General features: G+C 41.5%; 18 protein-coding genes and 1 riboswitch. Of the genes, 15 read left to right on the top strand and 3 right to left on the bottom strand.

Annotated features, from left to right (window positions below; all coding sequences use genetic code 11):
* Nucleotides 1-544: 544 nt before the first annotated feature.
* Together rnhC and IEV91_RS12400 are read right to left on the bottom strand one after the other, a co-directional pair.
* Complete coding sequence (rnhC, locus tag IEV91_RS12405) at nt 545-1,495, bottom strand: ribonuclease HIII (RefSeq protein WP_188497723.1); 951 nt, start codon at nt 1,493-1,495, stop codon at nt 545-547.
* Between the two features lie 82 nt (nt 1,496-1,577).
* Nucleotides 1,578-2,714, bottom strand: a complete 1,137-nt coding sequence (locus IEV91_RS12400) for a glycerate kinase (protein ID WP_188497722.1) — start codon at nt 2,712-2,714, stop codon at nt 1,578-1,580.
* 357 nt (nt 2,715-3,071) lie between these two features.
* Here IEV91_RS12400 and IEV91_RS12395 point away from each other — a divergent pair, with 357 nt between their 5' ends.
* From IEV91_RS12395 to IEV91_RS12340, 12 genes are all read left to right on the top strand, one after another.
* Nucleotides 3,072-3,623, top strand: a complete 552-nt coding sequence (locus tag IEV91_RS12395) for a CvpA family protein (protein ID WP_188497721.1) — start codon at nt 3,072-3,074, stop codon at nt 3,621-3,623.
* 76 nt (nt 3,624-3,699) lie between these two features.
* A complete protein-coding gene (gene polX / locus IEV91_RS12390; RefSeq protein WP_188497720.1) occupies nt 3,700-5,433 on the top strand; it encodes a DNA polymerase/3'-5' exonuclease PolX in 1,734 nt (577 codons plus the stop codon).
* A 24-nt stretch (nt 5,434-5,457) separates the two neighbouring features.
* Nucleotides 5,458-7,821, top strand: a complete 2,364-nt coding sequence (locus IEV91_RS12385) for an endonuclease MutS2 (RefSeq protein WP_188497719.1) — start codon at nt 5,458-5,460, stop codon at nt 7,819-7,821.
* Nucleotides 7,822-7,866: 45 nt separating this feature from the next.
* Nucleotides 7,867-8,274, top strand: coding sequence for a DUF350 domain-containing protein (locus IEV91_RS12380; protein ID WP_188497718.1), 408 nt, complete (start codon nt 7,867-7,869; stop codon nt 8,272-8,274).
* Nucleotides 8,275-9,522: 1,248 nt separating this feature from the next.
* Nucleotides 9,523-11,205, top strand: coding sequence for an AMP-binding protein (locus IEV91_RS12375; RefSeq protein WP_188497717.1), 1,683 nt, complete (start codon nt 9,523-9,525; stop codon nt 11,203-11,205).
* Between the two features lie 173 nt (nt 11,206-11,378).
* Nucleotides 11,379-11,963, top strand: coding sequence for a fatty acid metabolism transcriptional regulator FadR (fadR, locus tag IEV91_RS12370; RefSeq protein ID WP_239541227.1), 585 nt, complete (start codon nt 11,379-11,381; stop codon nt 11,961-11,963).
* 61 nt (nt 11,964-12,024) lie between these two features.
* Nucleotides 12,025-12,798 carry an enoyl-CoA hydratase gene (locus IEV91_RS12365; RefSeq protein ID WP_188497716.1) on the top strand — a complete coding sequence of 258 codons (774 nt, stop codon included), beginning with the start codon at nt 12,025-12,027 and terminating at the stop codon, nt 12,796-12,798.
* 26 nt (nt 12,799-12,824) lie between these two features.
* Entirely contained in the window at nt 12,825-13,595 is a 771-nt protein-coding gene (locus tag IEV91_RS12360; RefSeq protein ID WP_188497715.1) for an electron transfer flavoprotein subunit beta/FixA family protein, read from the top strand.
* Nucleotides 13,596-13,715: 120 nt separating this feature from the next.
* The gene (locus IEV91_RS12355; protein ID WP_188497714.1) at nt 13,716-14,690 is read left to right on the top strand and encodes an electron transfer flavoprotein subunit alpha/FixB family protein; all 975 of its coding nucleotides are present in this window, start codon (nt 13,716-13,718) and stop codon (nt 14,688-14,690) included.
* A 120-nt stretch (nt 14,691-14,810) separates the two neighbouring features.
* A complete protein-coding gene (gene trxA / locus IEV91_RS12350) occupies nt 14,811-15,125 on the top strand; it encodes a thioredoxin (RefSeq protein WP_188497713.1) in 315 nt (104 codons plus the stop codon).
* A gap of 430 nt (nt 15,126-15,555) precedes the next feature.
* The gene (uvrC, locus tag IEV91_RS12345) at nt 15,556-17,340 is read left to right on the top strand and encodes an excinuclease ABC subunit UvrC (protein WP_188497712.1); all 1,785 of its coding nucleotides are present in this window, start codon (nt 15,556-15,558) and stop codon (nt 17,338-17,340) included.
* A 98-nt stretch (nt 17,341-17,438) separates the two neighbouring features.
* Nucleotides 17,439-17,618, top strand: a riboswitch (Lysine riboswitch).
* An 87-nt stretch (nt 17,619-17,705) separates the two neighbouring features.
* Nucleotides 17,706-18,944 (top strand): aspartate kinase, encoded by a 1,239-nt coding sequence (locus tag IEV91_RS12340; protein WP_188497711.1) that lies wholly within the window; start codon nt 17,706-17,708, stop codon nt 18,942-18,944.
* Nucleotides 18,945-19,066: 122 nt separating this feature from the next.
* Here IEV91_RS12340 and IEV91_RS12335 read toward each other — a convergent pair whose 3' ends face one another.
* Nucleotides 19,067-19,522: a DUF2507 domain-containing protein gene (locus tag IEV91_RS12335; protein WP_188497710.1), complete on the bottom strand. Its 456-nt coding sequence runs from the start codon at nt 19,520-19,522 to the stop codon at nt 19,067-19,069.
* 294 nt (nt 19,523-19,816) lie between these two features.
* Here IEV91_RS12335 and IEV91_RS12330 point away from each other — a divergent pair, with 294 nt between their 5' ends.
* The 3 genes from IEV91_RS12330 to sdhB are packed head-to-tail and all read left to right on the top strand — an operon-like array spanning nt 19,817 to nt 22,981.
* Nucleotides 19,817-20,446 (top strand): succinate dehydrogenase cytochrome b558 subunit, encoded by a 630-nt coding sequence (locus IEV91_RS12330; RefSeq protein WP_188497709.1) that lies wholly within the window; start codon nt 19,817-19,819, stop codon nt 20,444-20,446.
* A gap of 13 nt (nt 20,447-20,459) precedes the next feature.
* The gene (gene sdhA / locus IEV91_RS12325) at nt 20,460-22,211 is read left to right on the top strand and encodes a succinate dehydrogenase flavoprotein subunit (protein ID WP_188497708.1); all 1,752 of its coding nucleotides are present in this window, start codon (nt 20,460-20,462) and stop codon (nt 22,209-22,211) included.
* 14 nt (nt 22,212-22,225) lie between these two features.
* Nucleotides 22,226-22,981 carry a succinate dehydrogenase iron-sulfur subunit gene (gene sdhB / locus IEV91_RS12320; protein WP_188497707.1) on the top strand — a complete coding sequence of 252 codons (756 nt, stop codon included), beginning with the start codon at nt 22,226-22,228 and terminating at the stop codon, nt 22,979-22,981.
* The last annotated feature ends 819 nt before the right edge of the window (nt 22,982-23,800 follow it).

Here is a 23,800-nt window from a genome sequence, read left to right as displayed (position 1 = left end):
GTCGTAAATACTAGGGGAAACTCGACTACGCATCCCAAGTTAGCTGAGGCCACTAAGGACGATCGGTTAAAATCGTCACGTCATTAAGGAACTTCGGCTAAGACCGTCACGTCAGTGTGACACCGCCGAAGCTAGCACCTCAACCACCCCAAAAAGTAAAGAACACTTTTCGGGGACCCCGATGGTGGGTCGAACACCGATCCTGCCCACGTCCTGTGGGCATGAGGAAAGCGAGCGACCTAGAGCGGAAATCCATCTACCCGTTACATCGCAATCTATATGAATTGCACCAAAACTAAATTATACGAAATAAATCGGTAATGAGTTGTCAGTAGACAACAAAAAGGAAGGCACACGCGAGCGCCTAAAATTGGAGAAACAACTAAAGAAAGCACTAATATACTGCAATTGGAACCTTAGAAAACGTGGCTTATCCTTCACCGCTTCGCTAAGCACGAGTTCAGGCATAGGCCTTCACATGAAATATAAGGTCTTCAGCTAAGTTATAATTTCTAAACGGTTAAGAAAGGTGACCTTCTAAAGGTCACCTTTTAACAAGTTTTCTAGCCTTTTCAGTATTGCCGAAATGATATTTTGTGATTTTTTTCAATGCCGCTTCGCCTTGGGTTTCAATAATCCGTGCAGCAACGGTGTCTACATGAGGGCCAGCCCCTTTCGGGAGAAGAACACCGCACTTTTGGGACAAAAGATCCATTTCTTGTAGAAAGCGATGGCGAGCAAGAATGGAGGCACAAGCGACTGAAAGATGGACAGATTCCCCTTTGGTTTTAAAGAAAATCTTTTGATTGATCACCATCTTACGATCTGACAGTAATTTAAAATAATTACTCGGTGTGGTGAACTGATCAATAAGGAAACCGTCAAAAGGTTGATCAATTTTAGCTTGGACATTTTGTAAGGCTTGATTATGTAAAACAGCTTTCAATTTGTTTTGATTATAACCAGAGGCTTGAAGCGCATTATACTTTTCATTAGGCAATACAAGAATACTATAGATGACATGCTGTGAAATTTCCTCAGCAATCTTTCCAATTCGTTCGTCCGTTAACGCTTTTGAATCACGAACACCTAATGATCGAAGTAAATCACCATCTTCTTTTGAAGTAAACACAGCGGCGACAACCAGTGGACCGAAATAATCACCCGTTCCAACTTCATCTGATCCAATAATCGCTAAATCTGCAATGTTTTGCGGCGGCATGTAGGCATGGCTTTCGACACTTTTTCGCAAGACAGGGGCAGGTGTCTTTTTCTTTGTATCATTAGGTGCTAAACTTTCCCATTTGGCAGCTTCAGCTTCCGCGTCTTTTCCCTGAAAAAGGACTTTTCCTGACTTATACGCAGTTATGGCACATCCTCCAGTTTCGGCACGAAATACAGCCCCAGGAGGTAACTTATTAGATAGCACGTCTTGATAGCGTGTTTGTAGAATTTTTAAATCGTTTTGATGGAGCTTAATGACCGCTTGACTCAAAGTATTCACTCTCCTATAAGGCCATTATAACCTAGAAAGGGAGAGTTCTAAAATGCTTTAATTAAGGGCAAACAAAATACACCTATAAAAACTGAGTGATTAAACGAAATAGCCGCGCGGTTTGCTTTTGAAGTAGGACCTTTCCTTTTTCCATAGAGTCTTCTAAGCTCATAGGACCATCGGCAATACTAAATGCACTTGTTAGACCTTTTTCATATAATGGCGTGAGATCCCCTTCAATTGCCCCCGCAAGGGCAATCACAGGAAGATGATATTGTTTTGCCCATTGGCTTAAGCCTGCCACCACTTTCCCTGAAGCGGTTTGACCGTCAATTTTTCCTTCGCCTGTTAGGAGCAGATCAAAAGCCTTTTCTTGGATTAGGTTTTCGAGATTCAGTGCTTCGGTGACCATTGTAATGCCAGGCTTTAATGTTCCGTTTAAGAAGGCGATTAGACCGCCCGCAGTACCGCCAGCCGCACCGGCACCAGGCAGGTTATGGATCTTTACCCCCAGTTCCTTTTCAATACAATCGGCAAAAATGGCTAAAGCGTGATCGAGTGCCGCTACCATTTTGGGCGTTGCCCCTTTTTGAGGACCAAAGATGGCGGAAGCGCCATTCGGACCAATGAGGGGATTGGTGACATCACAAGCGATCTCGAACTGGGCTTCTCTCACTCGAGGATCCACATGAGAAACATCAATGCTATGTAGTTTTTGTAGTGCTAATCCTCCAGAACTGAGTGGCTCATCATTTTTATCTAAGAATCGGAAGCCAAGGGCTTGGAGCAATCCAGCTCCACCATCATTCGTTGCGCTTCCTCCGAGACAGATGATGAAATGTTTTATTCCCTGATTGAGTGCATGGATCATAAGTTCACCGGTACCGTAACTTGTAGCTTCATAGGGATTGAGTTCAGAAGGTTTTAAAGTGGTGAGCCCTGAGGCAGACGCGAGTTCAATAACGGCTGTTTTTTGATGGATAACACCATATTCACCTATAATCGGCCGTCCGAGAGGGTCATGGACTGTTGTTGTGAACAGTTCCCCGTGGGAGGCTGCTACAAGGGCGTGCGTTGTACCTTCGCCGCCATCAGCCATCGGGAGTATAGTGGTTTCGGCATCTGGAAGGACCTCAAGAATGCCTGCGCGTATCGCTTGAGCGACTTCTGTTGTTGAGGCACTTCCTTTAAATGAATCTGGTGCAATGAGAATGTTCATGTCCTAACCTCCGATAAGTATACGCTTTCAGTTTTTGAGTTTATTATAATAAAATTTGTGCGCATTGGCATTAGTGATTGAAACAAAACCTCGTTTGGAATCATCGGCGTTTTTGGATAGTCTTACAAAGGATGTTACATCGTTTAACAGCACTTTACAACAATTAAGAATAGAGGTTTTTCAATTCGACATCTTTTTGATATGATATTATAGACTTATAGTTGGTGGGTCAGAAGTGCACCTCTAATAAAGACAGAGCCCAAGGGAGAGGGGCCTGCTCATTAATTTATAGATGATAGAGATGCGTTTAGCGAAATACCGTTAAGCGGAGAGAAAAAGAAAGTTGGGGACATCAATATGCTGAGCTTGATAATACTTATCCTTCTCATTGCGGGATTTTTCGTGGGGATGCGAAGAGGATTGGTTTTACAGATTATCCATTTGACAGGTTTTGTAGTTGCTTACATAGTGGCTTTTCTGTATTATGACAAACTATCACCAATTCTCAAGCTATGGATTCCATTTCCTGATGAGACTTCAAATAATTTCTTTGCAACATTAAGCCACGCAAGTCTTGAATCAGCCTTTTATAGGGCCATTGCTTTTGTTATCATTTTTATTGCTGTGAAAATTGTTTGGCAAATTTTGGGTTCTATGCTTGATTTTCTTGCTGATTTGCCCATTTTAAGGACAGTGAATCGCTGGTTAGGTGGCCTGTTTGGTTTCGTTGAAATCTATCTTGTCGTATTTATCTTGCTCTTTATCGGAGCTATTGCGCCTTATGCGGGAATGGATAAAATGATTGATCATTCTTATATGGCCCATTTAATGGTTGAAAACACACCGTACCTTTCTAATAAACTACAAAACTTGTGGATGGAACTCTCAGATTCTTCACTTTTACAATAGCATAAGATTGTGGACCGGCATTCATCGCTCATGGTGGATGCCTCCTATATTTTTAATTGACTAAGAGGTGAGCCCGATGAATAAAAAACAAATCATTAAAGCTTTAGAACAAATCGCTATCTATTTAGAACTCAAAGGTGAAAATCCTTTTAAAATATCAGCCTATCGGAAAGCGGCGATGGCCTTAGAAAATGATGATCGGAGTATGGCGCAAATTGAAGAGCCAGGGAAACTTAAAGGGATTGGAAAAGGGACGGCGCAAGTGATTCATGAATTGCTTGAAACAGGGGAGTCTGCACTTTTGAATCAATTAAAAGAAGAAGTCCCTGAAGGAGTGCTTACTCTATTGAAATTACCGGGACTTGGCGGAAAGAAAATTGCTAAACTCTATCAAACACTAGGGGTCATAGATCTCGAGACCTTAAAACAGGCATGTATAGATGAAAAGGTGCAGACGCTTGAAGGCTTTGGCAAGAAAACAGAGGAAAAGATTTTAAAGGCGGTTGAGGAATCTACACAAAAACCTGAACGTTTGCCGATCGATTATATGGTTAAGCTGTCCGTTATGATCGAAAATGTCCTGACTGAGATCCCACAAATTCAGCGCTTTTCAAGGGCGGGGAGTTTGCGCCGTCTCAGAGAAATGATTAAGGATTTAGATTTTGTCATTGCGACTGAAGCGCCTATGGAAGTCGCTGAAAGTATAAAAGAAAAGCTTGCGGTCCAAGAGATCATCGGGCAGGGCGAGACGAAAATGTCGATAATGTTAAACGATGAGTATGGGGTCTCGGTGGATTTTCGCTTTGTGGCAGAAGCTGAGTTTGCAACGGCCTTGCATCATTTTACCGGTTCAAAGGACCATAATGTGAAGATGCGTCAGCTGGCTAAAAGTCGTGGCGAGAAAATTAGTGAATATGGCGTGGAGCAGGAGGAAACGGGTGAAGTCATCACCTTTTCTTCTGAAGAAGCATTCTTCAATCATTTTGGACTTTGTACTATTCCGCCAGAGATTCGAGTTGGAAAAGAGGAAGTAGACATCGCGGCAACACTTAGTGACTTTCCTTTTATTGAAGAAAATCACATTAAGGCAGATCTTCATATGCACTCGACTTACAGTGATGGTGCCTATACAATAGAAGAAATGGCAGAAGCGGCGATCAAGAAGGGGTATGAGTATATCGTTATAACTGATCACTCAAAGTCCTTGCGAGTAGCGGGTGGATTGGATGAACAGCGTTTAATTGATCAGCGAATGGAGATTGATCGGTTGAATCAATCGTACGGAAAGACGTTTAAAATCTTTGCGGGAACGGAAATGGATATTCTTGCCGATGGGCGTTTGGATTTTGAAAATGAAACATTAAAAACACTGGATTTCGTCATTGCAGCTATCCATACGAGTTTTTCTCAAGAGGAAGCCACCATTATGCACCGCCTTCGCCAAGCCATGGAAAATCCTTATGTCCGCTTGATTGCCCATCCGACAGGTCGCATTATTGGCCGACGAAAAGGCTATCCTGTTAATATGGAAATGCTGATAAATATGGCGCATGAGACAGGAACAGCACTAGAATTAAACGCGAATCCTACTCGCTTAGACTTAGCATCGGAATGGGTGAGAAAGGCTCAGGAACATCATGTGAAAATCGCGATTAATACGGATGCTCATTCGCTTGATATGCTTGATGACATGCCAACGGGTGTGGCAGCCGCGCGCAAGGGCTGGATTGAACCGCAGACGGTGCTGAATACTATGGATAGAGCAAGCTTTGAAGCCTTTATTAGTACCCCTAAACAGGGACATTTATAAGAGATGACTGAGAGATAAGAAAGGATGAGAGCGTTGCAACGCGCACTTTCTTTATTAGAATATGGAAAAATAAAAGAGCAATTAAAAAATCATACGGCCTCTTCCTTAGGGAAGGATTGGGTGGAACAACTGGAACCGAAAACACTTTTAGAAGAGGTCAAGCATTTAATTGACGAAACCGATGAGGGTGTGAATGTCTACCGGCTTCGCGGCAATATTCCTTTTGGGGGATTGACTGAGGTGCGGCCTTTTATTAAAAGGGCGACGATTGGCAGTATGCTCTCACCCAGTGAATTAAACGCGATAGGAGATTCTATCCGTACCAGTCGGTTAATGAAAAAGTTTTTTGCTGAACTTGAGGAGGAAGAAGTAGCACTCCCCATTTTACAGGAACGCGTGGCCTATATTGATCCCCCGGGTACTCTTGAAAGAGAGATCACCTCTTGTATTGATGATTCTGGTCGTGTAATGGATGGCGCGAGTGATAAGCTGCGAACCGTTCGTGCTCAGATTCGGACGTTAGATGCTAGAATCAAAGAAAAGCTAGAAAGTATGATCCGTTCCTCAAATACACAGAAGATGTTGTCTGAAAGTATCGTCACCATCCGTAATGATCGCTATGTCATCCCGGTTAAGCAAGAATACCGCCATTCTTTCGGGGGCATTGTCCATGATCAATCCTCCTCAGGGGCAACGGTGTTTATTGAGCCGCAAGCGGTTGTTGATATTGACAATCAATTGAGTGAAGCACGTGCCAAAGAAAAACATGAAATTGAACGTATTCTTATGGCTCTAACGGAACAAGTGGCGGAGGTTGCCGACCTTTTAATTGCTAATGTTGAGCAATTAGGTTACCTTGACTTTATTTTTGCTAAAGCAAAATTTTCTCATGCTCTAAAGGCGACGAAACCAGCCTTACGCGATGACGGCCAGCTTGAATTTAAGAAGGCTCGCCATCCTTTAATTGCTCCTAAGGACGTTGTGCCTATTAATGTGCATATGGGAAAAGACTATCAGGCGATTATAATTACAGGACCGAATACAGGAGGGAAAACAGTCACCTTAAAAACTGTAGGACTTCTGACGCTCATGGCGCAGTCGGGTTTGCATATTCCTGTTGATGAAGGCTCAACTGTGAATGTCTTTGAAGATATTTTCGCTGATATCGGTGACGAACAATCTATTGAGCAGAGCTTGAGTACCTTTTCTTCTCATATGACCAACATTGTGAATATCTTAGATCAGGTGAATTTTCGTAGTCTTGTGCTTTTTGATGAGCTCGGTGCTGGAACAGATCCACAAGAAGGGGCAGCTTTATCTATCGCCATTTTAGATTATGTTTTTCGGCGTGGTGCGAGCATTATTGCCACGACACATTATAGTGAGCTGAAGGCATATGCTTATGAACGTGAAGGGGCGATTAATGCCAGTGTTGAATTCGATGTGCAAACCTTGCGTCCAACCTATCGATTATTAATGGGGGTACCGGGGAGGAGTAATGCCTTTGAAATCTCACGACGACTAGGGCTTCAAGATGAAATCATCGAGGAAGCGAAGCAGCAGATCAGCGGAGAAACGGCGAAAGTCGATGAGATGATTGCTGCCCTTGAAAAGAGCCAAAGAGAGGCTGAAGCGGCTGAACAAAAGGCAAAACGCTATGAACATGATATTGAACGGTTAAAAGATGAGCTGGAAGCTGAGCGGATTAAGCTGGAAAACGAGCGGTCAAAGATTTTACAAAAAGCTGAAGAGACTGCGCGAGAGTCGGTAGATAAGGCTAGAAAAGACGCCGCTGAGATTATTGCAACATTACGAAGGTTTCAAGCGCAACCGCAAAATGTCAAAGAACACGAGATCATAGATGCAAAGAAGCGTCTTGACCAAGCGTTGGATTCATTATCAAATGAATCCAAACCGGTGACTCAATCGTATAAGAAAAAAGAGTCAATAGCCTTCGAACCCGGACAAGAGGTCAAAGTGATTAGCTTTGGGCAAAAAGGACATATCATTGAGAAAATTAGCGATAAAGAGTATTTGGTTCAAGTCGGGATTATGAAAATGAATATCGCGGCAACCAATTTAAAAGCGGTTAAAGCCGAAAAAGAGGTCAAACCGGTTGTCAATGTTCGTGCATCCAATACGACGGTGAAAACCGAACTCGATTTACGAGGAGAACGCTTTGAAGATGCCATTTATCGTTTGGATAAATATATTGATAAAGCCCTTGTGGCAGGCTATTCACGCGTATCTATTATTCATGGTAAAGGGACAGGAGTCCTTCGTAAGGGGGTTGAAAACCATCTGAAGCATCATTCTCGGGTCAAAGGATATCGTTCAGGTGGTGCAGGCGAGGGTGGCGGCGGTGTGACGATCGTTGAATTAAAATAATAGTCATCTTCGTGGCGGTTAGGCTTGTTTTAGGGGGGATAGGTATTGGAGCACTTATGGGAGAATACTTATTTTGAAACATTAGGCTATTTTAGTGTTGTCATTGTGTGTGGTGTTGTTTTTCTCGCGATTTTTGAATTACTGACAAAATATCGAAATTGGAATGAAATTAAAAATGGAAATGTTGCTGTGGCCATGGCGACTGGAGGGAAAATATTTGGGATTGCAAATATTTTCCGCTTTTCGATTCGCACGGGAGAACCGCTGCTCACGACGATAACTCAAGGGGCCTTTGGATTTTTACTATTATTAGTGGGATACTTTATTTTTGAATTTTTGACCCCATCCTTTAAAATTGATGATGAAATTGAAAAAGGAAATATTGCGGTAGGTCTCATTGCGATGATTATTTCCATGGGGTTATCCTATGTCATCGGACAAAGCTTGTATTAAGAAGAAGGGCGCATGTCAATCGTTTGATTCATCACTATTTGCCCTTTATAAGGTCACTAGGGGGATGTCATTTTGGAAACTTTGGCAAAAATATTGATTGGTTGCTGTGTGATTTTCGGTGCTGCCGGTATCATCTACCTTGCTATACAATAAAAGACCCATCAGTGCTTGAACACATTCTCTCGTGAAAAACAGCACTTAGGTTTTTCCGACATTATTAAGATAAGTAAAAGATCAGTGAGGAGTGAGTATACTTCTTGCTGTTTTTTTATTTGAGCTTATTGGGAATGAATTCTTCAGCAAAACGCTGTATTTAATAATGCGTAAAGGGTTGTTTTATTTTAAAGGATCCGTTCACATCGTGTGCTGTCATTGAAATAGATTCCGACGTAGATTCTATAAGTGTGTCAGCTCTAATACACTGACTTCATCGGGTGTTAAACAACCGCTTCGGCAGAATACTCCGCTTTCCGTGGGCACGGCTTCAGCCTCCTCACGGACAACCCACCCAACCGGGGTCCCCGAAAAACGTTTTTTGTTTTTTGGGGTGATCTAGGGGTCTTCAGACACGTGCTGTCCCACAGGAGTCTACGTATTCTGCCTACGCTAAGTAAGATTGTTTTTGAGTTCACGATTCATATCAAACGAAGGAAATACGCAAGAACCGTATGAGACAAAGGCAGGAGGTGACAACGCTAATTCTACCAACGTTGATACCCGTTGAGAAAAGCATCAACTGCTATTAAGTGGATTGGAGCGTAAGGCGCGAGACTCCTTCGGAAATAGCACGAGTCTGAAGATCCACTTGGGAACAAATAGCCCATTCCCAAGTTAGCTGAGGCCACTTAGGACGATCGGCTAAAATCGTCACGTCCTGTGACAACACCGATCCTACCCACTTCCTGTGGGTATGAGGAAAGCGAGCGGCCTGGAGCGGAAATCCATACCATAAGCCAGCAGCATCACTTGTTAGCTCCTAGCTTAGCAGTTACGTCGCCATTTCCTTCAACTATAAAGTACGGGACTTGTGATATCTTCTAGGAAAGCGTCTATAATAGCCAGCAAAACATACTCAATTTTGCTTATTCTTAAATGCTTGAATGGTGATATCATCTCTCATATTTATGATCTATAAATGAAAAAATTTTAAAAATTGATGCGAAATGTTTTCAAAATGAAAGGGTTTACATTATAATAGCGATAAGGAATGTGATGTTTGAGGGTGCGGTACTAAGGGAGGATTCATATATGGGAACGAAGGCAAAACCTTGGCTTTCGCACTATCCCGAGGAGATTTCCCCACAAATAGATTATGGGGAACGCCCGCTTTTTGATTATTTGAGAGAAGCAGCAGAGAAGCATCCAGACAAAAGCGCTATTTATTTCATGGGAAAGGAAATGACCTATCGTGATCTCTATAATGAAAGCTTAAAGTTGGCGCAGCAATTGACGGTTCACGGATTAAAAAAAGGTGATCGGCTAGCGATTATGCTACCGAACTCTCCACAGTCTGTCATTGCTTACTATGCAGCTTTAATGGTTGGAGGCATTGTTGTTCAAACGAATCCATTATATATGGAACGAGAATTGCAGCATCAATTAAGCGATTCAGGGGCGAAAATGATCGTTTGCCTCGATCAGGTTTATCCCCGTGTAAGGAACGTGCAGTCCAAGACGAGTTTGGAAACCATTATCGTTACAGGGGTTCAAGATTACCTTCCACTTACTAAAAAGCTTTTGTACCCGATAGCATCCAAAACAAAAATACCAAAAAAGAGAGAATTTCAGAACGTTAAAGATGTGTTTTTATTTACGGAATTAATTAAAAAAGGCGTGACCGATTTTGTACCGGAACACATTTCACCAGAAGAGGATCTTGCGTTATTACAATATACTGGTGGGACGACCGGATTTGCTAAAGGGGTCATGTTGACTCACCGGAATTTGATTGCCAATACAGAGCAATCACGTATGTGGCAGTATCGCCATGAATATGGAAAAGACACGATTCTTGGTGTTTTGCCATTTTTTCACGTCTATGGAATGACAATAGTGATGAATTTAAGCATTATGCATCTGTCAAAAATGATTATTGTACCGAGGTTTGAAGCAGGAGAAGTTCTTAAAATGATTGAAAAATTGCGTCCAACGGTTTTTTCGGGGGCGCCTACCATGTATATTGCACTTATCAATCATCCTGATATTCAGAAGTATGATTTATCTTCTATCAAGACTTGTATTAGTGGTTCAGCGCCATTACCTTTGGAGGTACAACAACGTTTTGAACAACTGACAGGTGGAAAATTAGTTGAAGGGTATGGATTAACCGAAGCCTCTCCAGTGACTCATTGTAATCTCATTTGGGGTGAGCGTATTTTAGGGAGTATTGGGATCCCTTATCCCGATACAGAGGCCAAGATTGTTTCTCCAGAGACAGGTGAGGAGTTGGGTCTGAAAGAGGTTGGCGAACTTGTGGTTAAAGGGCCGCAAGTAATGAAGGGTTACTGGAATCGCCCTGAGGAAACGGCACAAGTGTTAAAAGAGGGATGGCTATTCACGGGTGATATGGCTTACATGGATGAAAAGGGTTATTTTTATATTGTTGATCGGAAGAAGGATATGATCTTAGCAAGTGGTTTTAATATCTATCCTCGTGAGGTTGAAGAAGTCTTATATGAGCATCCTGATGTCAAGGAAGCGGCTGTGGTTGGTGTTCATGATCACTATCGTGGAGAAACAGTGAAGGCATTTGTGGTCGCAAAAGATGGGAGAGCCTTAACGGAAGAAGAGCTCAATCGCCATTGCCGTAAGTATTTAGCAGCCTATAAGGTGCCAAAGATTTATGAGTTCCGCAAAGATTTACCCAAGTCGACGATTGGGAAGATTTTAAAACGAGAACTATTAAAGGATGAAGATCGGCGGTCATCTTAAAGTTTGGCTTAGTGGCTTAACTTTAGTATACTTAAACGAAACTGGGTCAAAAGGAAGGAGACATGGCCTTCCTCTTTTGGCTCACTGTTAAAGTATTGACCAATTTGCATTTTTTCTTTATAATAGAAATGAATGAATAGTCATTCATTTTCTAAGAAGGGAATACAAAGGGAATGGGAATTAAAGACCGTCCGAAATATAGGCTGATTATTGAAGCTGCGGTGGATGTGATCGCAGAGAATGGTTTCCATCAAGCGCAAGTATCTAAAATTGCAAAGCGTGCAGGGGTTGCCGATGGAACGATATATATCTATTTTAAGAATAAAGAGGATATTTTGATCTCAGTTTTCCGAGAAAAGATGGGCGACTTTATTGAAAAGATCAAAGCCGAAATTATGACTCAAGAGAAACCTGGCGAAAAGCTGGCTACGCTTGTCAGGATGCATTTCACTCAATTAGCAGCCCATCGTAATCTTGCCATTGTGACACAGCTAGAATTGCGGCAATCGAATCAAGCCATTCGTCATAAAATAAATGAAACATTAAAAGATTATATTGCTGTCATCGATAGTGTTGTTGATTATGGGAAGGAACATCACATCTTTCGTGAGAACCTTGATACACGGTTGGCACGTCAAATGATTTTCGGCACATTAGATGAGACTGTTTCGAACTGGGTCATGAATGATCAACGTTTCGATCTCGCAGCACTTGCTGAACCCGTAAGCGATCTTCTACTTAATGGTTTAACCCGTTAAGTAGTTTTAAATAATACATTTTGTAGGCGCTTCTAAATTGGAGCAAGGAGGGGCCAGAAAAGTGACACTAGTAAAATGTACGTATGAAGATAGAGTAGCCGTATTAACGCTTCATCATCCACCGGCCAATGCTTTATCATCAGCGATGATAAATGAACTCGATAAGCAATTACATGACATTGAAGAGGCATCGTCCGTAAAAGTGGTTGTCATTCATGGTGAGGGACGTTTCTTTTCAGCAGGAGCGGATATAAAAGAATTTACTCAATACACCGATAGTGAAAATTTTAAAGGTCTATCAAGAAGAGGACAGGACGTTTTTAATCGTATTGAAAACTTTTCTAAACCAGTGATTGCAGCAATGCATGGTGCTGCTCTTGGTGGGGGGTTAGAATTAGCAATGGCTTGTCACCTTCGAGTCGCCGATAAAGCAACAAAATTTGGTCTGCCGGAATTGAATTTAGGATTGATTCCTGGATTTGCGGGCACCCAGCGACTCCCGAGACTGGTAGGTGTGCCTAAGGCTACGGAAATGATGCTGACGAGCGAACCGATTCATGCTGAAGCAGCCCTGAAGTGGGGGCTTGTAAATTATCTCGTAGCCGAGGGGGAACATTTGCACGAAGCAATGGCGCTTGCGCATAAAATCGCTGAAAAGAGTGCTGTTTCAATGGCCCATCTCCTTGCTTGTTTGAGCGATGCCAGGGAAGGAGAATACAGTCGGGGAATGGAAAGAGAAGCGATGAGTTTTGGAGAGGTCTTTGTCTCATATGATGCTAAAGAAGGGATAAAGGCTTTTATAGAAAAGCGTAAGCCGATTTTTAAGGATAAATAAGCTCAATTTTAAGAGGAGGGTTTTCATTGAATATTTTTGTATTGATGAAAAGGACTTTTGATACTGAAGAAAAAATCGTCGTTGAAAATAGTCGGGTATCAGATGATGGCGTCGAATTTATAATTAATCCATATGATGAGTTTGCGATTGAAGAAGCTATCAAGTTAAAAGAGGAACATGGTGGTGAAGTCACCGTTGTAACGGTCGGTGAAGAAGAAGCTGAAAAGGAATTGCGAACAGCGTTAGCAATGGGGGCTGACAAGGCGTATTTAATTAATAATGAAGATGTTGAGAATTATGACCAAAGCTCAACCTCTGAAATATTAGCGGCCTTTTTCAAGGATAAAGAGGTGGATATAATTCTGGGTGGTAACGTGTCTAACGATAATGGTACTGGGCAAGTGGGACCGCGCCTAGCCGAAAAACTCGCTATTCCCTACGTGACGACCATCGTAGGTCTTGAGATTTCCGATAGGAAAGCAACGATTGAACGCGATGTTGAAGGCGATCAAGAAACTGTAGAGGTAGAGCTCCCGGTTCTCGTAACTGCGCAACAAGGGTTAAACGAACCACGCTACCCTTCATTACCAGGAATTATGAAAGCTAAAAAGAAACCTTTAGAAGTCTTAGAGTTAGACGACTTAGATTTGGATGAAGATGAAGTGGAAGGTTTAACTGAAACGGTTGACGTCTTTTTGCCTCCTGAAAAACAAGCCGGACGCATTCTAGAAGGCGAAGTTGAAGAACAAGTTGCAGAGCTTGTTAAATTACTAAGAACAGAAGCTAAAGTGATATAGAAGGTGTATTAAATCGTTCTGTTAGGTCGTCAGTGCAGAATTGTAAGGCGTTGCATCTCTAAAAGCATTGAGCTCTGAATGGTTCTCTTTTGAAGCATATTTTATATTGGAGGGATAGGAATGGCACGAAAAACATTAGTGGTAGCTGAAGTGCGAGAAGGTGAGCTTCGACATGTCTCTTTTGAAGCAATTGCGGCTGGTAAAAAGATTGCCAATGGTGGAGAGGTTATCGCTGTGATTTGCGGTGATCAACTTGCCAATCTTGGAAAAACATTAGGTCAATACGGTGCTGATCGTGTCCTTACCGTTGAGGATGAAAAATTAAAGCATTATACGCCAGATGGCTATAAACAAGCATTAAAACAAGTGATTGACAGTGAGGAACCAGACGCGATTATCATGGGTCATACCTCTATTGGCAAGGATTTATCCGCAGGACTAGCGGCACGTTTAAATAGTGCTCTTGTCTCTGATATTATTGATATTGAGGAAGGGAGTGATCCCCTTTTTATTCGACCAATTTATTCGGGGAAAGCTTTTGAGAAAAAGCGGATTAAAGAAGGCCTTATCTTTGTAACCATACGTCCGAACAATATCGAGGCCTTAGACATCGATGAATCTCGAGAGGTTCCCGTGGAGGTCTTTGATGTTGTCATTAAGGATTTAAGAACGGTTGTTAAAGACATTGTTAAGAAAACGACTTCCGGTGTTGACCTTTCTGAAGCGAAAGTCATTGTTTCGGGGGGGCGCGGCGTGAAAAACGCAGACGGTTTTAAACCTTTACAAGAACTTGCAGACGTTTTAGGTGGCGCAGTAGGTGCTTCAAGAGCCGCTTGTGATGCAGGGTATTGTGATTATTCCTTGCAGATCGGTCAGACTGGAAAGGTTGTCACCCCCGATCTTTATATTGCTTGCGGTATTTCAGGGGCCATTCAACATCTTGCGGGGATGTCGAGTTCCAAAGTGATTGTCGCAATAAATAAAGATCCTGACGCTAATATTTTCAGTATTGCGGATTACGGGATTGTCGGGGATATCTTTGAAGTTGTTCCTCTTCTCACGCAGTATTTTAAAGAAGCCTTGCAACAAGCCTAATCATGGCTTGAGAACAGCATGTAAAAAGCCTTGAGTTCAATTATTGGAATTTTAAAGAGGTTAAATGTTATACTGCGGTGGAATAGTAGTAATAATTGAACATAAAGGAGGGGCCTTAAAATGGCAATATCTCATGTAACTGATCAAAACTTCTCTGAAGAAACATCTAATGGTCTTGTACTTGCTGATTTCTGGGCAACATGGTGTGGTCCTTGTAAAATGATTGCTCCTGTATTAGAAGAAATCGACGGAGAAATGAGCGATAAAGTAAAAATTGTGAAGCTGGATGTTGATGACAATCAAGAAACAGCTGGCAAATTTGGTGTGATGAGCATCCCAACCTTACTTCTTTTCAAAGACGGTGAAGTTGTCGATAAAGTAGTTGGTTATCAGCCAAAAGAAGCTCTAGAAGAGTTTATTAATAAACACGCTTAATTTCCCATCATGAGGCTTGAGGTCAATACGATCTCAAGCCTTTTTTTGTCCTATAAATGTATACTGAGGTTAAGGTTCGAAGCGTTAGGGATAATGGGATAAAATATAGGAAACATTTTTACATTCCGCGCTTAACGAAACGGTGACGTATAGGTCCGTTCTTGTAAAGGGGAGAAAACGCAAAGGTTGTCCTCAATTAGGATTGTGTTGATCGCGTCTAATACAGGTGAAAACGGGTGGAGATCTTTTCATAGGGAGAATTTCATTGCTGAGCAAAGGATCGAATCAAGTATACTCCGCTTGTTTTATTGTTTAGAAATACCATTTTAAAAAATTTTAATTAAAGTAGCCTGCAAGAATTTGTGGTATTCTTGAGTAGTGGAAATGGCAACAATTGTTTCCCGGGAAATGTTTTTAAGAGGTGAACACTATGGCTAATATAAGTGAAAAACTGGCGAATCTACCAGATCAGCCAGGGTGTTACTTAATGAAGAATAATCGCGGAACCATTATTTATGTTGGAAAGGCTAAGAATCTAAGGAATAGGGTTCGATCTTATTTCTCTGGAAGCCATGATGCTAAAACACAACGCTTAGTTTTAGATATAGATGATTTTGAATACATTGTGACGTCTTCAAATATTGAAGCGTTACTCTTAGAAATGAATTTAATCAAAGAGCATGATCCCAAATATAACATCATGCTACGCGATGACAAATCCTATCCGTATATTAAATTAACGAATGAAAAAGACCCTCGACTGGTGATCACCCGAAAAGTGAAGAAGAATAGTGGGCGCTACTTTGGTCCGTATCCAAATGTAGCAGCAGCTCAAGAAGCTAAGAAACTCCTTGATCGACTATATCCTTTAAGAAAATGTCGTACACTGCCTGATCGTGTGTGCCTATACTACCATATCGGTCAATGTCTTGCCCCTTGTGTGAATGAGATTAAGGAAGAGACATACAAGGAAATGATTGATGGGATCATTCGGTTTTTAAATGGCGGACACCGTGACATTAAGAAAAAGCTTGAAAAAGAAATGAACGAAGCCGCCGAAAAGCTTGAATTTGAGCGGGCAAAAGAGCTGAGAGATCAGATCAGGAATATTGAAACAGTCATGGAAAAACAGAAAGTCATGTTTAATGACACAACAGATCGTGATGTTTTCAACTTTGCCTATGACAAAGGGTGGATGTGTGTTCAAGTCTTTTTCATGCGACAAGGGAAATTGATTGAACGAGATGTCTCGCATTTCCCTTTTTATGGCGATCCAGAAGAGGATTTTTTATCGTTTATTGGTCAATTTTATCTTAAGGCGAATCATATTAAACCAAAAGAGATTTTAATTCCTAAAAATATTGATCGCGACTTAATCGCCTCCCTTTTAGAAATTGACGTCACCCAGCCACAAAAGGGGAGAAAAAAGGAACTTGTGGAGATGGCAGGGAAAAATGCCAGCATTGCTTTAAAAGAAAAGTTTTTCTTAATTGAGCGTGATGAATCTCGAACGATAAAAGCCGTTGAGAACTTGGGAGAAAAATTAAACATTGCGACGCCAAGAGTGATTGAGACTTTTGATAATTCTAACATTCAGGGTGTTCATCCTGTTTCAGCGCTAGTGGTATTTGAGGATGGCCGCCCCAATAAAAAGGCGTATAGGAAATATAGAATCCAAACAGTAAAAGGACCTGATGATGTGGGTTCTATGAGAGAAGTGATTCGCAGACGTTATAGCCGTCTGTTAAAGGAAAAACTCCCGCTTCCTGATTTAATTCTTATCGATGGCGGTAAAGGTCAGATGGGGGCGGCCATTGATGTGCTTGAGAATGAACTGGGATTAACTATTCCTGTCTGTGGTCTGGTCAAGGATGATAAACACCGGACCTCGCAGCTGGTGATGGGAGACCCTCCAGAAGTGGTTCCTCTGGCAAGAAATAGTCAGGAGTTCTATTTATTACAAAGAATTCAAGATGAGGTTCACCGGTTTGCGATTAGTTTTCACCGGCAAGTGCGGGATAAATCAATGATTAAATCGGAGTTAGATGATATCGAGGGCATTGGTCCAAAACGAAAAAAAGGACTTTTACGTCATTTTGGATCTGTAAAAAAAATTAAAATGGCAACATTAGAGGAACTTGTAGAAGCGGGTATGCCACAAGGGGTGGCCCAAAGGATTTTTAATCATTTTGCAGAAGAAAGAGAAGATGTATGATTAATCTGATGGTTTCGAAAACGGCATAATTGATTGTTGCAACTTTCAAATCATGCTATAATTCAACTTAATTTCATATAGAACTATTGATTGAACAGTGTTTTGATAGAGGCGCGATTATCATCAGTAGTGTTCGGGAAAAGGATGAGCTTTAATGAACGAGCACAAAAGGGATAATTGCCGAAGTGAAGAGCCGCTCATTAGAATCTTCGCTGGATCCATGATTGAAGAAGTCTGGATTTGTCACACAAAGAATTGTGTGGAGGACTATCCAAGCCTGTTGTGTAAAGGGTAATTATACAGCAGTGAGGATAATATGTCTTCACTGCTTTTCTATTTGTCGGAATGGAGATGGGAACGAGCAAATGACGATTACAGTGATGAAATTTGGAGGGACCTCTGTGGGTTCCGTTGAGCGCATTAAACGGGTTGCGGATCGACTGATTCGTAAAGTTAATGAAGGTGAACAGGTTGTTGTTGTCGTTTCTGCTATGGGAAAGACAACGGATCATCTTATGAGTTTGGCGAAAGAAATCACTGACCGCCCTAGCAAAAGGGAGTTGGATATGCTTCTCTCAACAGGCGAGCAACAGACCATAGCGTTATTAGCGATGGAAATGGAACGTCGCGGGCAGGCAGCGATTTCACTTACAGGTTGGCAAGCGGGGATTACAACTGAGAATGTGTATGGCAACGCCAGGATCGAAGCGATTCATACGGAGCCTATTCTAGATTATTTAAACACGGGTCATGTCGTCATTGTCGCAGGTTTCCAAGGCATTACTCAAGATCATGAAATTACAACCTTAGGACGTGGTGGGTCTGATACCTCTGCTGTAGCACTAGCCGCAGCTTTAAAGGCAACTTTATGTGAAATTTACACGGATGTCGATGGAGTCTATACAACAGATCCTCGCGTTGTAAAAACAGCAAGAAAATTAAAAGAGATTAGTTATGATGAAATGTTAGAGATGGCTTATTTAGGAGCGGGTGTCCTTCATCCAAGAGCTGTTGAAAATGCCAAAAAATTTCATGTTCCTTTGACAGTACGCTCTAGCTTCAGCGATGAACCAGGGACAATTATTAAGGGGGAAGCTCAGTTGGAAAAAGGTTTAGCGGTGAGAGGGTTAGCATTTGAACGGGATGTCGTCAAAGTCACATTATTAGGTTTGCCCAATGATCTCACAACACTTTCTAGTGTCTTTCAAGTCTTAGCGGATTCAAAAGTGAATGTTGACATCATTATTCAAAATGCCCTTGATGATCAGGAAACAAGCATTTCTTTCACACTTTCTGAAGAAGCTTTGAATGATGCTCTTGATGTTTTAAATAATCATAAGGCTGCCTTGAAGTTTCGTGAGCTTAATGTGGAAGGGAATTTAGCGAAGGTTTCTATTGTGGGATCAGGGATGGTCTCCAATCCAGGGGTAGCGGCAACCATGTTTAAAACCTTAAATGAAGAAGGCATAAAAGTGAAAATGGTGAGCACATCAGAAATTAAAGTGTCAACTATCATTTCCATTGAGCAATTAACTGGAGCACTCCAAGCGTTGCACAGTGCCTTTCATTTAGAAGAGGTTAAACCCTTATCAACGGTTGAATAAAAGACGGGTATCAGGGAAAATGCAGTAAATGAGAGGGTTTTAAAGTAGTGAACTGAATTAAAATGGAAAAACTTGTTTTCTCCTCGGGTGTGGGTGAAAACAAGTTTTTTCTTTTTCGGACATTAAGTATTTTTTATAGGATCTTTGGTGTCCCAGGCGACTTCAAATAGGACCCGCTTATCACGATTATTTTTAATTTCTGTTAAGGAATCGGCTGTAAAGCCTTTAATATGTTGAATTTGTTCTGCTAAAAAGCCACTTTCCAAAGAAAATTTATCATTGCTTTTGTCTTTAAAGCGTGCATTAATAAGATTTGAGCGCAATTCAAATTTCATTTTCCCTTTAGATTCCTCACAAAATTCTAGACTTCCCCATGCTGCCTGTTCAAAGAAAGAAATAAGCTCTTCAATCGTATTGCAGGGATATTTTCTGGCTAATTTTCGTCCAGCCCAGTACAGAATGGGTTCTAGTTCTTCTCCCAGCAGCTCAGGGAGAAGAACCATCCGAAGTAATTCGTAACCAAAAGCGGGAACATGCTCTTCTCCATAAGTTTGCATTTGCGGCTGTTCAGATTTCATGGCTGCTCCACTCCTTCTAACCATAGTATATCGTTTTTTTTATGGTTAAACTACGAGTTTTTTTAATGGATTTGATTGGAATTTCTGATTTCTTGACGAGGTATAATGTTGAGAGTACAATGTATTTGTTACATATTTGCAATTCGGCTAAAAGTTTTGCGCACAATAACAGTGTTCGCAACTGTTTCCGCTAACATAGGCGGGAGAGACCCAAATATTATTATTATGGGTTTATTGGCCTGGATCATTCTAGAATATGCAACCGGAAAACCTGAATGTAAAGGGGGAACTTTAATGGCCAGCAGAGATTTTGTTAATCGCCGGCTTCATTCGTTTCTTGGTTTAATACCAGTTGGACTTTTTTTAATTGTTCACATGACTGTAAATTACTTTGCAACCAGAGGCGCTGAAGCATTTAACAAAGCAGCAAACTTTATGGAAAGCTTGCCTTATCTCGTCTTTCTAGAAATCGTTTTTATTTACTTGCCGCTTCTATTCCATGCGATCTATGGAATATATATTGCGTTTCAAGCCAAACCAAATGCTAAGCGGTACAGTTATTATCGAAATTGGTTATTCTTTTTCCAACGTTGGACGGGGCTTTTCCTAGTGATTTTCCTTGCGTGGCATATCTGGGAAACACGGATTGCTATGCTAAGAGGCACAGAATTGAACTTTGATATGATGGCAAATATCTTAGATAATCCATGGATGGTGGCTTTTTACATAGTTGGTGTACTTTGCGCTGTTTACCATTTTTCCAATGGATTATGGGCTTTTCTTGTGCACTGGGGAATTCTCGTGACACCGAAGTCACAACGCATTACATCTTATATTACCGTTGTCATTTTTATTTTACTTGCCATCGTCGGTATCCGAAGTATCTTTGCTTTTGTCAATCCAGATGTAGTAGCAATGATGTAGGGAGTGTAATTCTATGAGTAATGAAAAAATCATCGTCGTCGGTGGTGGTCTTGCCGGGTTATTTGCGACGATTAAAGCCGCTGAGGCTGGTGTGCATGTTGACCTTTTCTCAGTTGTACCAGTAAAACGTTCACACTCAGTTTGTGCACAGGGCGGTATTAATGGTGCCGTTAATACCAAGGGTGAGGGTGACTCTCCATGGTTACACTTTGACGATACTGTATATGGTGGAGACTTTCTTGCCAACCAAGCTCCAGTTAAAGCCATGTGTGAAGCAGCTCCAAATATTATTAACTTGTTTGACCGAATGGGTGTTATGTTTAACCGGACTCCTGAAGGTCTTCTTGACTTCCGTCGCTTTGGTGGAACACAGGTTCACAGAACAGCCTATGCTGGCGCGACTACTGGTCAACAATTGCTTTATGCACTTGATGAACAAGTTCGGAGTTGGGAAGTAAAGGGTCTTGTTAAGAAGTATGAGTATTGGGAGTTTCTCTCTGCTGTTGTTGATGATGAGCAAACCTGTCGTGGGATTGTGGCTCAAGATCTTCATTCCATGAAAATCGAGACATTTGCAGCAGATGCTGTTATTTTAGCAACTGGTGGCTGTGGTATTATCTTTGGTAAATCAACGAATTCTATGATTAATACAGGAACAGCCGCTTCGGCCGTTTATCAGCAAGGTGCAATTTATTCAAATGGCGAATTTATTCAAATTCATCCAACCGCTATTCCTGGTGATGATAAGCTTCGTCTTATGAGTGAATCTGCTCGTGGTGAAGGCGGTCGAATTTGGACTTATAAAGATGGGAAGCCTTGGTATTTCCTTGAAGAAAAATATCCAGCTTATGGAAATCTTGTTCCGCGTGACATTGCGACACGTGAAATTTTCGATGTCTGTGTCAATCAGAAATTAGGCATCAACGGCGAGAACATGGTTTATCTTGATCTTTCCCATAAAGATGCCCATGAATTGGACGTCAAACTTGGTGGGATTATGGAGATCTATGAAAAGTTTGTCGGAGAAGATCCACGTAAAGTACCAATGAGAATATTCCCTGCTGTCCATTATTCAATGGGTGGATTATGGGTCGATAATAATCAAATGAGCAATATTCCTGGTTTATTTGTATGTGGTGAGAGTGATTACCAATATCACGGCGCCAACCGTCTAGGAGCAAACTCTTTACTTTCTTCCATCTATGGGGGCATGATTACAGGTCCACTTGCTGTTGAGTATATCCGTGGACTTAACAAACACGCTGAAGATATGTCTTCTCAGCTCTATGATCAAAATAGACTGCGTGAACAAGAGAAATATGACAATATCTTGAAGATGGATGGTAGCGAAAATGCCTATGTTCTCCACAAAGAACTGGGCGAATGGATGACAGATAATGTCACTGTTGTTCGTGAGAATAAAAAGCTTCTCAAGACTGATGAAAAAATTCAAGAACTTATGGAACGTTATCAAAATATTAATGTGAATGATACGTCAAAATGGTCAAATAGTGGAGCGGCATTCACTCGTCAGCTTTGGAATATGCTACAACTTGCACGGGTAATAACCCTAGGTGCATACAATCGTAATGAAAGCCGTGGGGCTCATTATAAACCGGAATTCCCAGAACGTAATGATGAGGAATTCTTAAAGACAACAATGGCTAAATTTAATGCGGCAGATAATCGTCCTGACTTGTACTATGAAGAGGTTGATACATCGTTAATTAAGCCGCGTAAACGTGATTATACTAAAAAACATTAAAGGGGGCATAGGAGATGGCTGATGAAAAAAAAGTAGTATTTATTATATCGAGACAAGATGGACCTGACGCCACCCCTTACGAACAACGTTTTGAAGTACCTTATAGACAAAACATGAACGTCATTTCGGCGTTAATGGAAATCCGACGTAATCCTGTTACTGCTAAAGGTGAACAAACGTCACCGCCACATTGGGAAATGAACTGCTTGGAAGAAGTTTGTGGTGCATGTTCCATGGTAATTAACGGTAAACCACGTCAGGCATGCAGTACGTTAGTAGATACTCTTCAACAACCTATCCGGGTTGAACCGATGCGTACATTCCCAGTTGTTCGTGATCTTGCTGTCGATCGGAGTCGTATGTTTGAGGCTTTGAAAAAGGTCAAAGCATGGATTCCTATTGATGGGACTTATGATTTAGGACCAGGTCCAAGAATGGCTGAGAACAAAAGACAATGGGCTTATGAGCTGTCAAAATGCATGACATGTGGTGTATGTCTTGAAGCTTGCCCAAATGTGAACAGTAAAACTGATTTCATGGGACCTTTTGTTTTTGGTCAAGTTGAACTTAAAAATGCTCACCCTACTGGTGAAATGAATAAAGAAGAGCGTCTTGAAAGCTTTATGGATGAGGGTGGATTACAGGGCTGTGGTAACTCCCAAAACTGTGTGCAATCCTGCCCTAAAGGGATTCCATTGACCACTTCAATTGCTGCTATTAATAGACAAGCAGCTGTTCATTCCCTTAAGAGCTTTTTCGGTCATAGATAATCAAAATAAAAAAGCAATCCGTAATGATCAATTGCGGGTTGCTTTTTTTAAGTTCAAGAAAAGTTAGCTCTAATTTCTATGTTTTAAAATGCCCGTTTGAATTTCTAGAAAATCGCTTTCTCATGAGAGCATAAATTTTCGAAGTCGAAGGAATTTGCGGCGTCAATTCGATCGGCTTTGGCAGCTCATACCTTATTATATTTAGTGTTTAACAACCGCTTCGGCAGAATACTTCGTTTTCCACGGGCACGGCCTCAGCTAACTTTAGAGTCAGTTTTTTGGTGCTCCAAAGTGGATCTTCGGACGCGTGCTTCCCGTAGGAGTCAGAGCACCTTCCGCTTCAATCAATGTGTTGCCTATCGATGCACTTTAGATTAAAACTGTTCCGAAGGCTCTAAGTAAGGACCGGACGCACCGGACGCTTTTCCTTTTTTAAATGTATTTTAGAGTCATTTACGACTAAAGATTTTCCTTTCTCAGCTTAACAGGAACCTCCTCAATCTTAGGATTGTCGGTCAAGTGCCTTTCTTGACGGGCAATTTTGAGATTGAGACTCTTTTTAAAGCTGAGAATAAAATCTCCTCCTTTACTTACAAAAATTAAGGACACGGCACGAAGCTGACGACGAAGCCATACGAGTAGACGCAGGAACAGGAGATGTGAAGTATAAAGACTTTGGAACACAAATAACAACCAAGGAACTTCGGTTGAAAACGTCACGTCCATGTGACAACACCGTAGCTAACATCAATACTACCCCAAAAAGTAAAGAGCACTTTTCGGGGACCCCGATTACCACCCCAAAAAGTAAAGAACACT

It is taken from the genome of Pullulanibacillus pueri (assembly GCF_014639255.1).
In the GTDB taxonomy this organism is placed as follows: Bacteria; Bacillota; Bacilli; order Bacillales; family Sporolactobacillaceae; genus Pullulanibacillus; species Pullulanibacillus pueri.
Note: the sequence above shows the minus strand (reverse complement) of the source record. Positions and strands in the feature narration are given on the sequence as shown.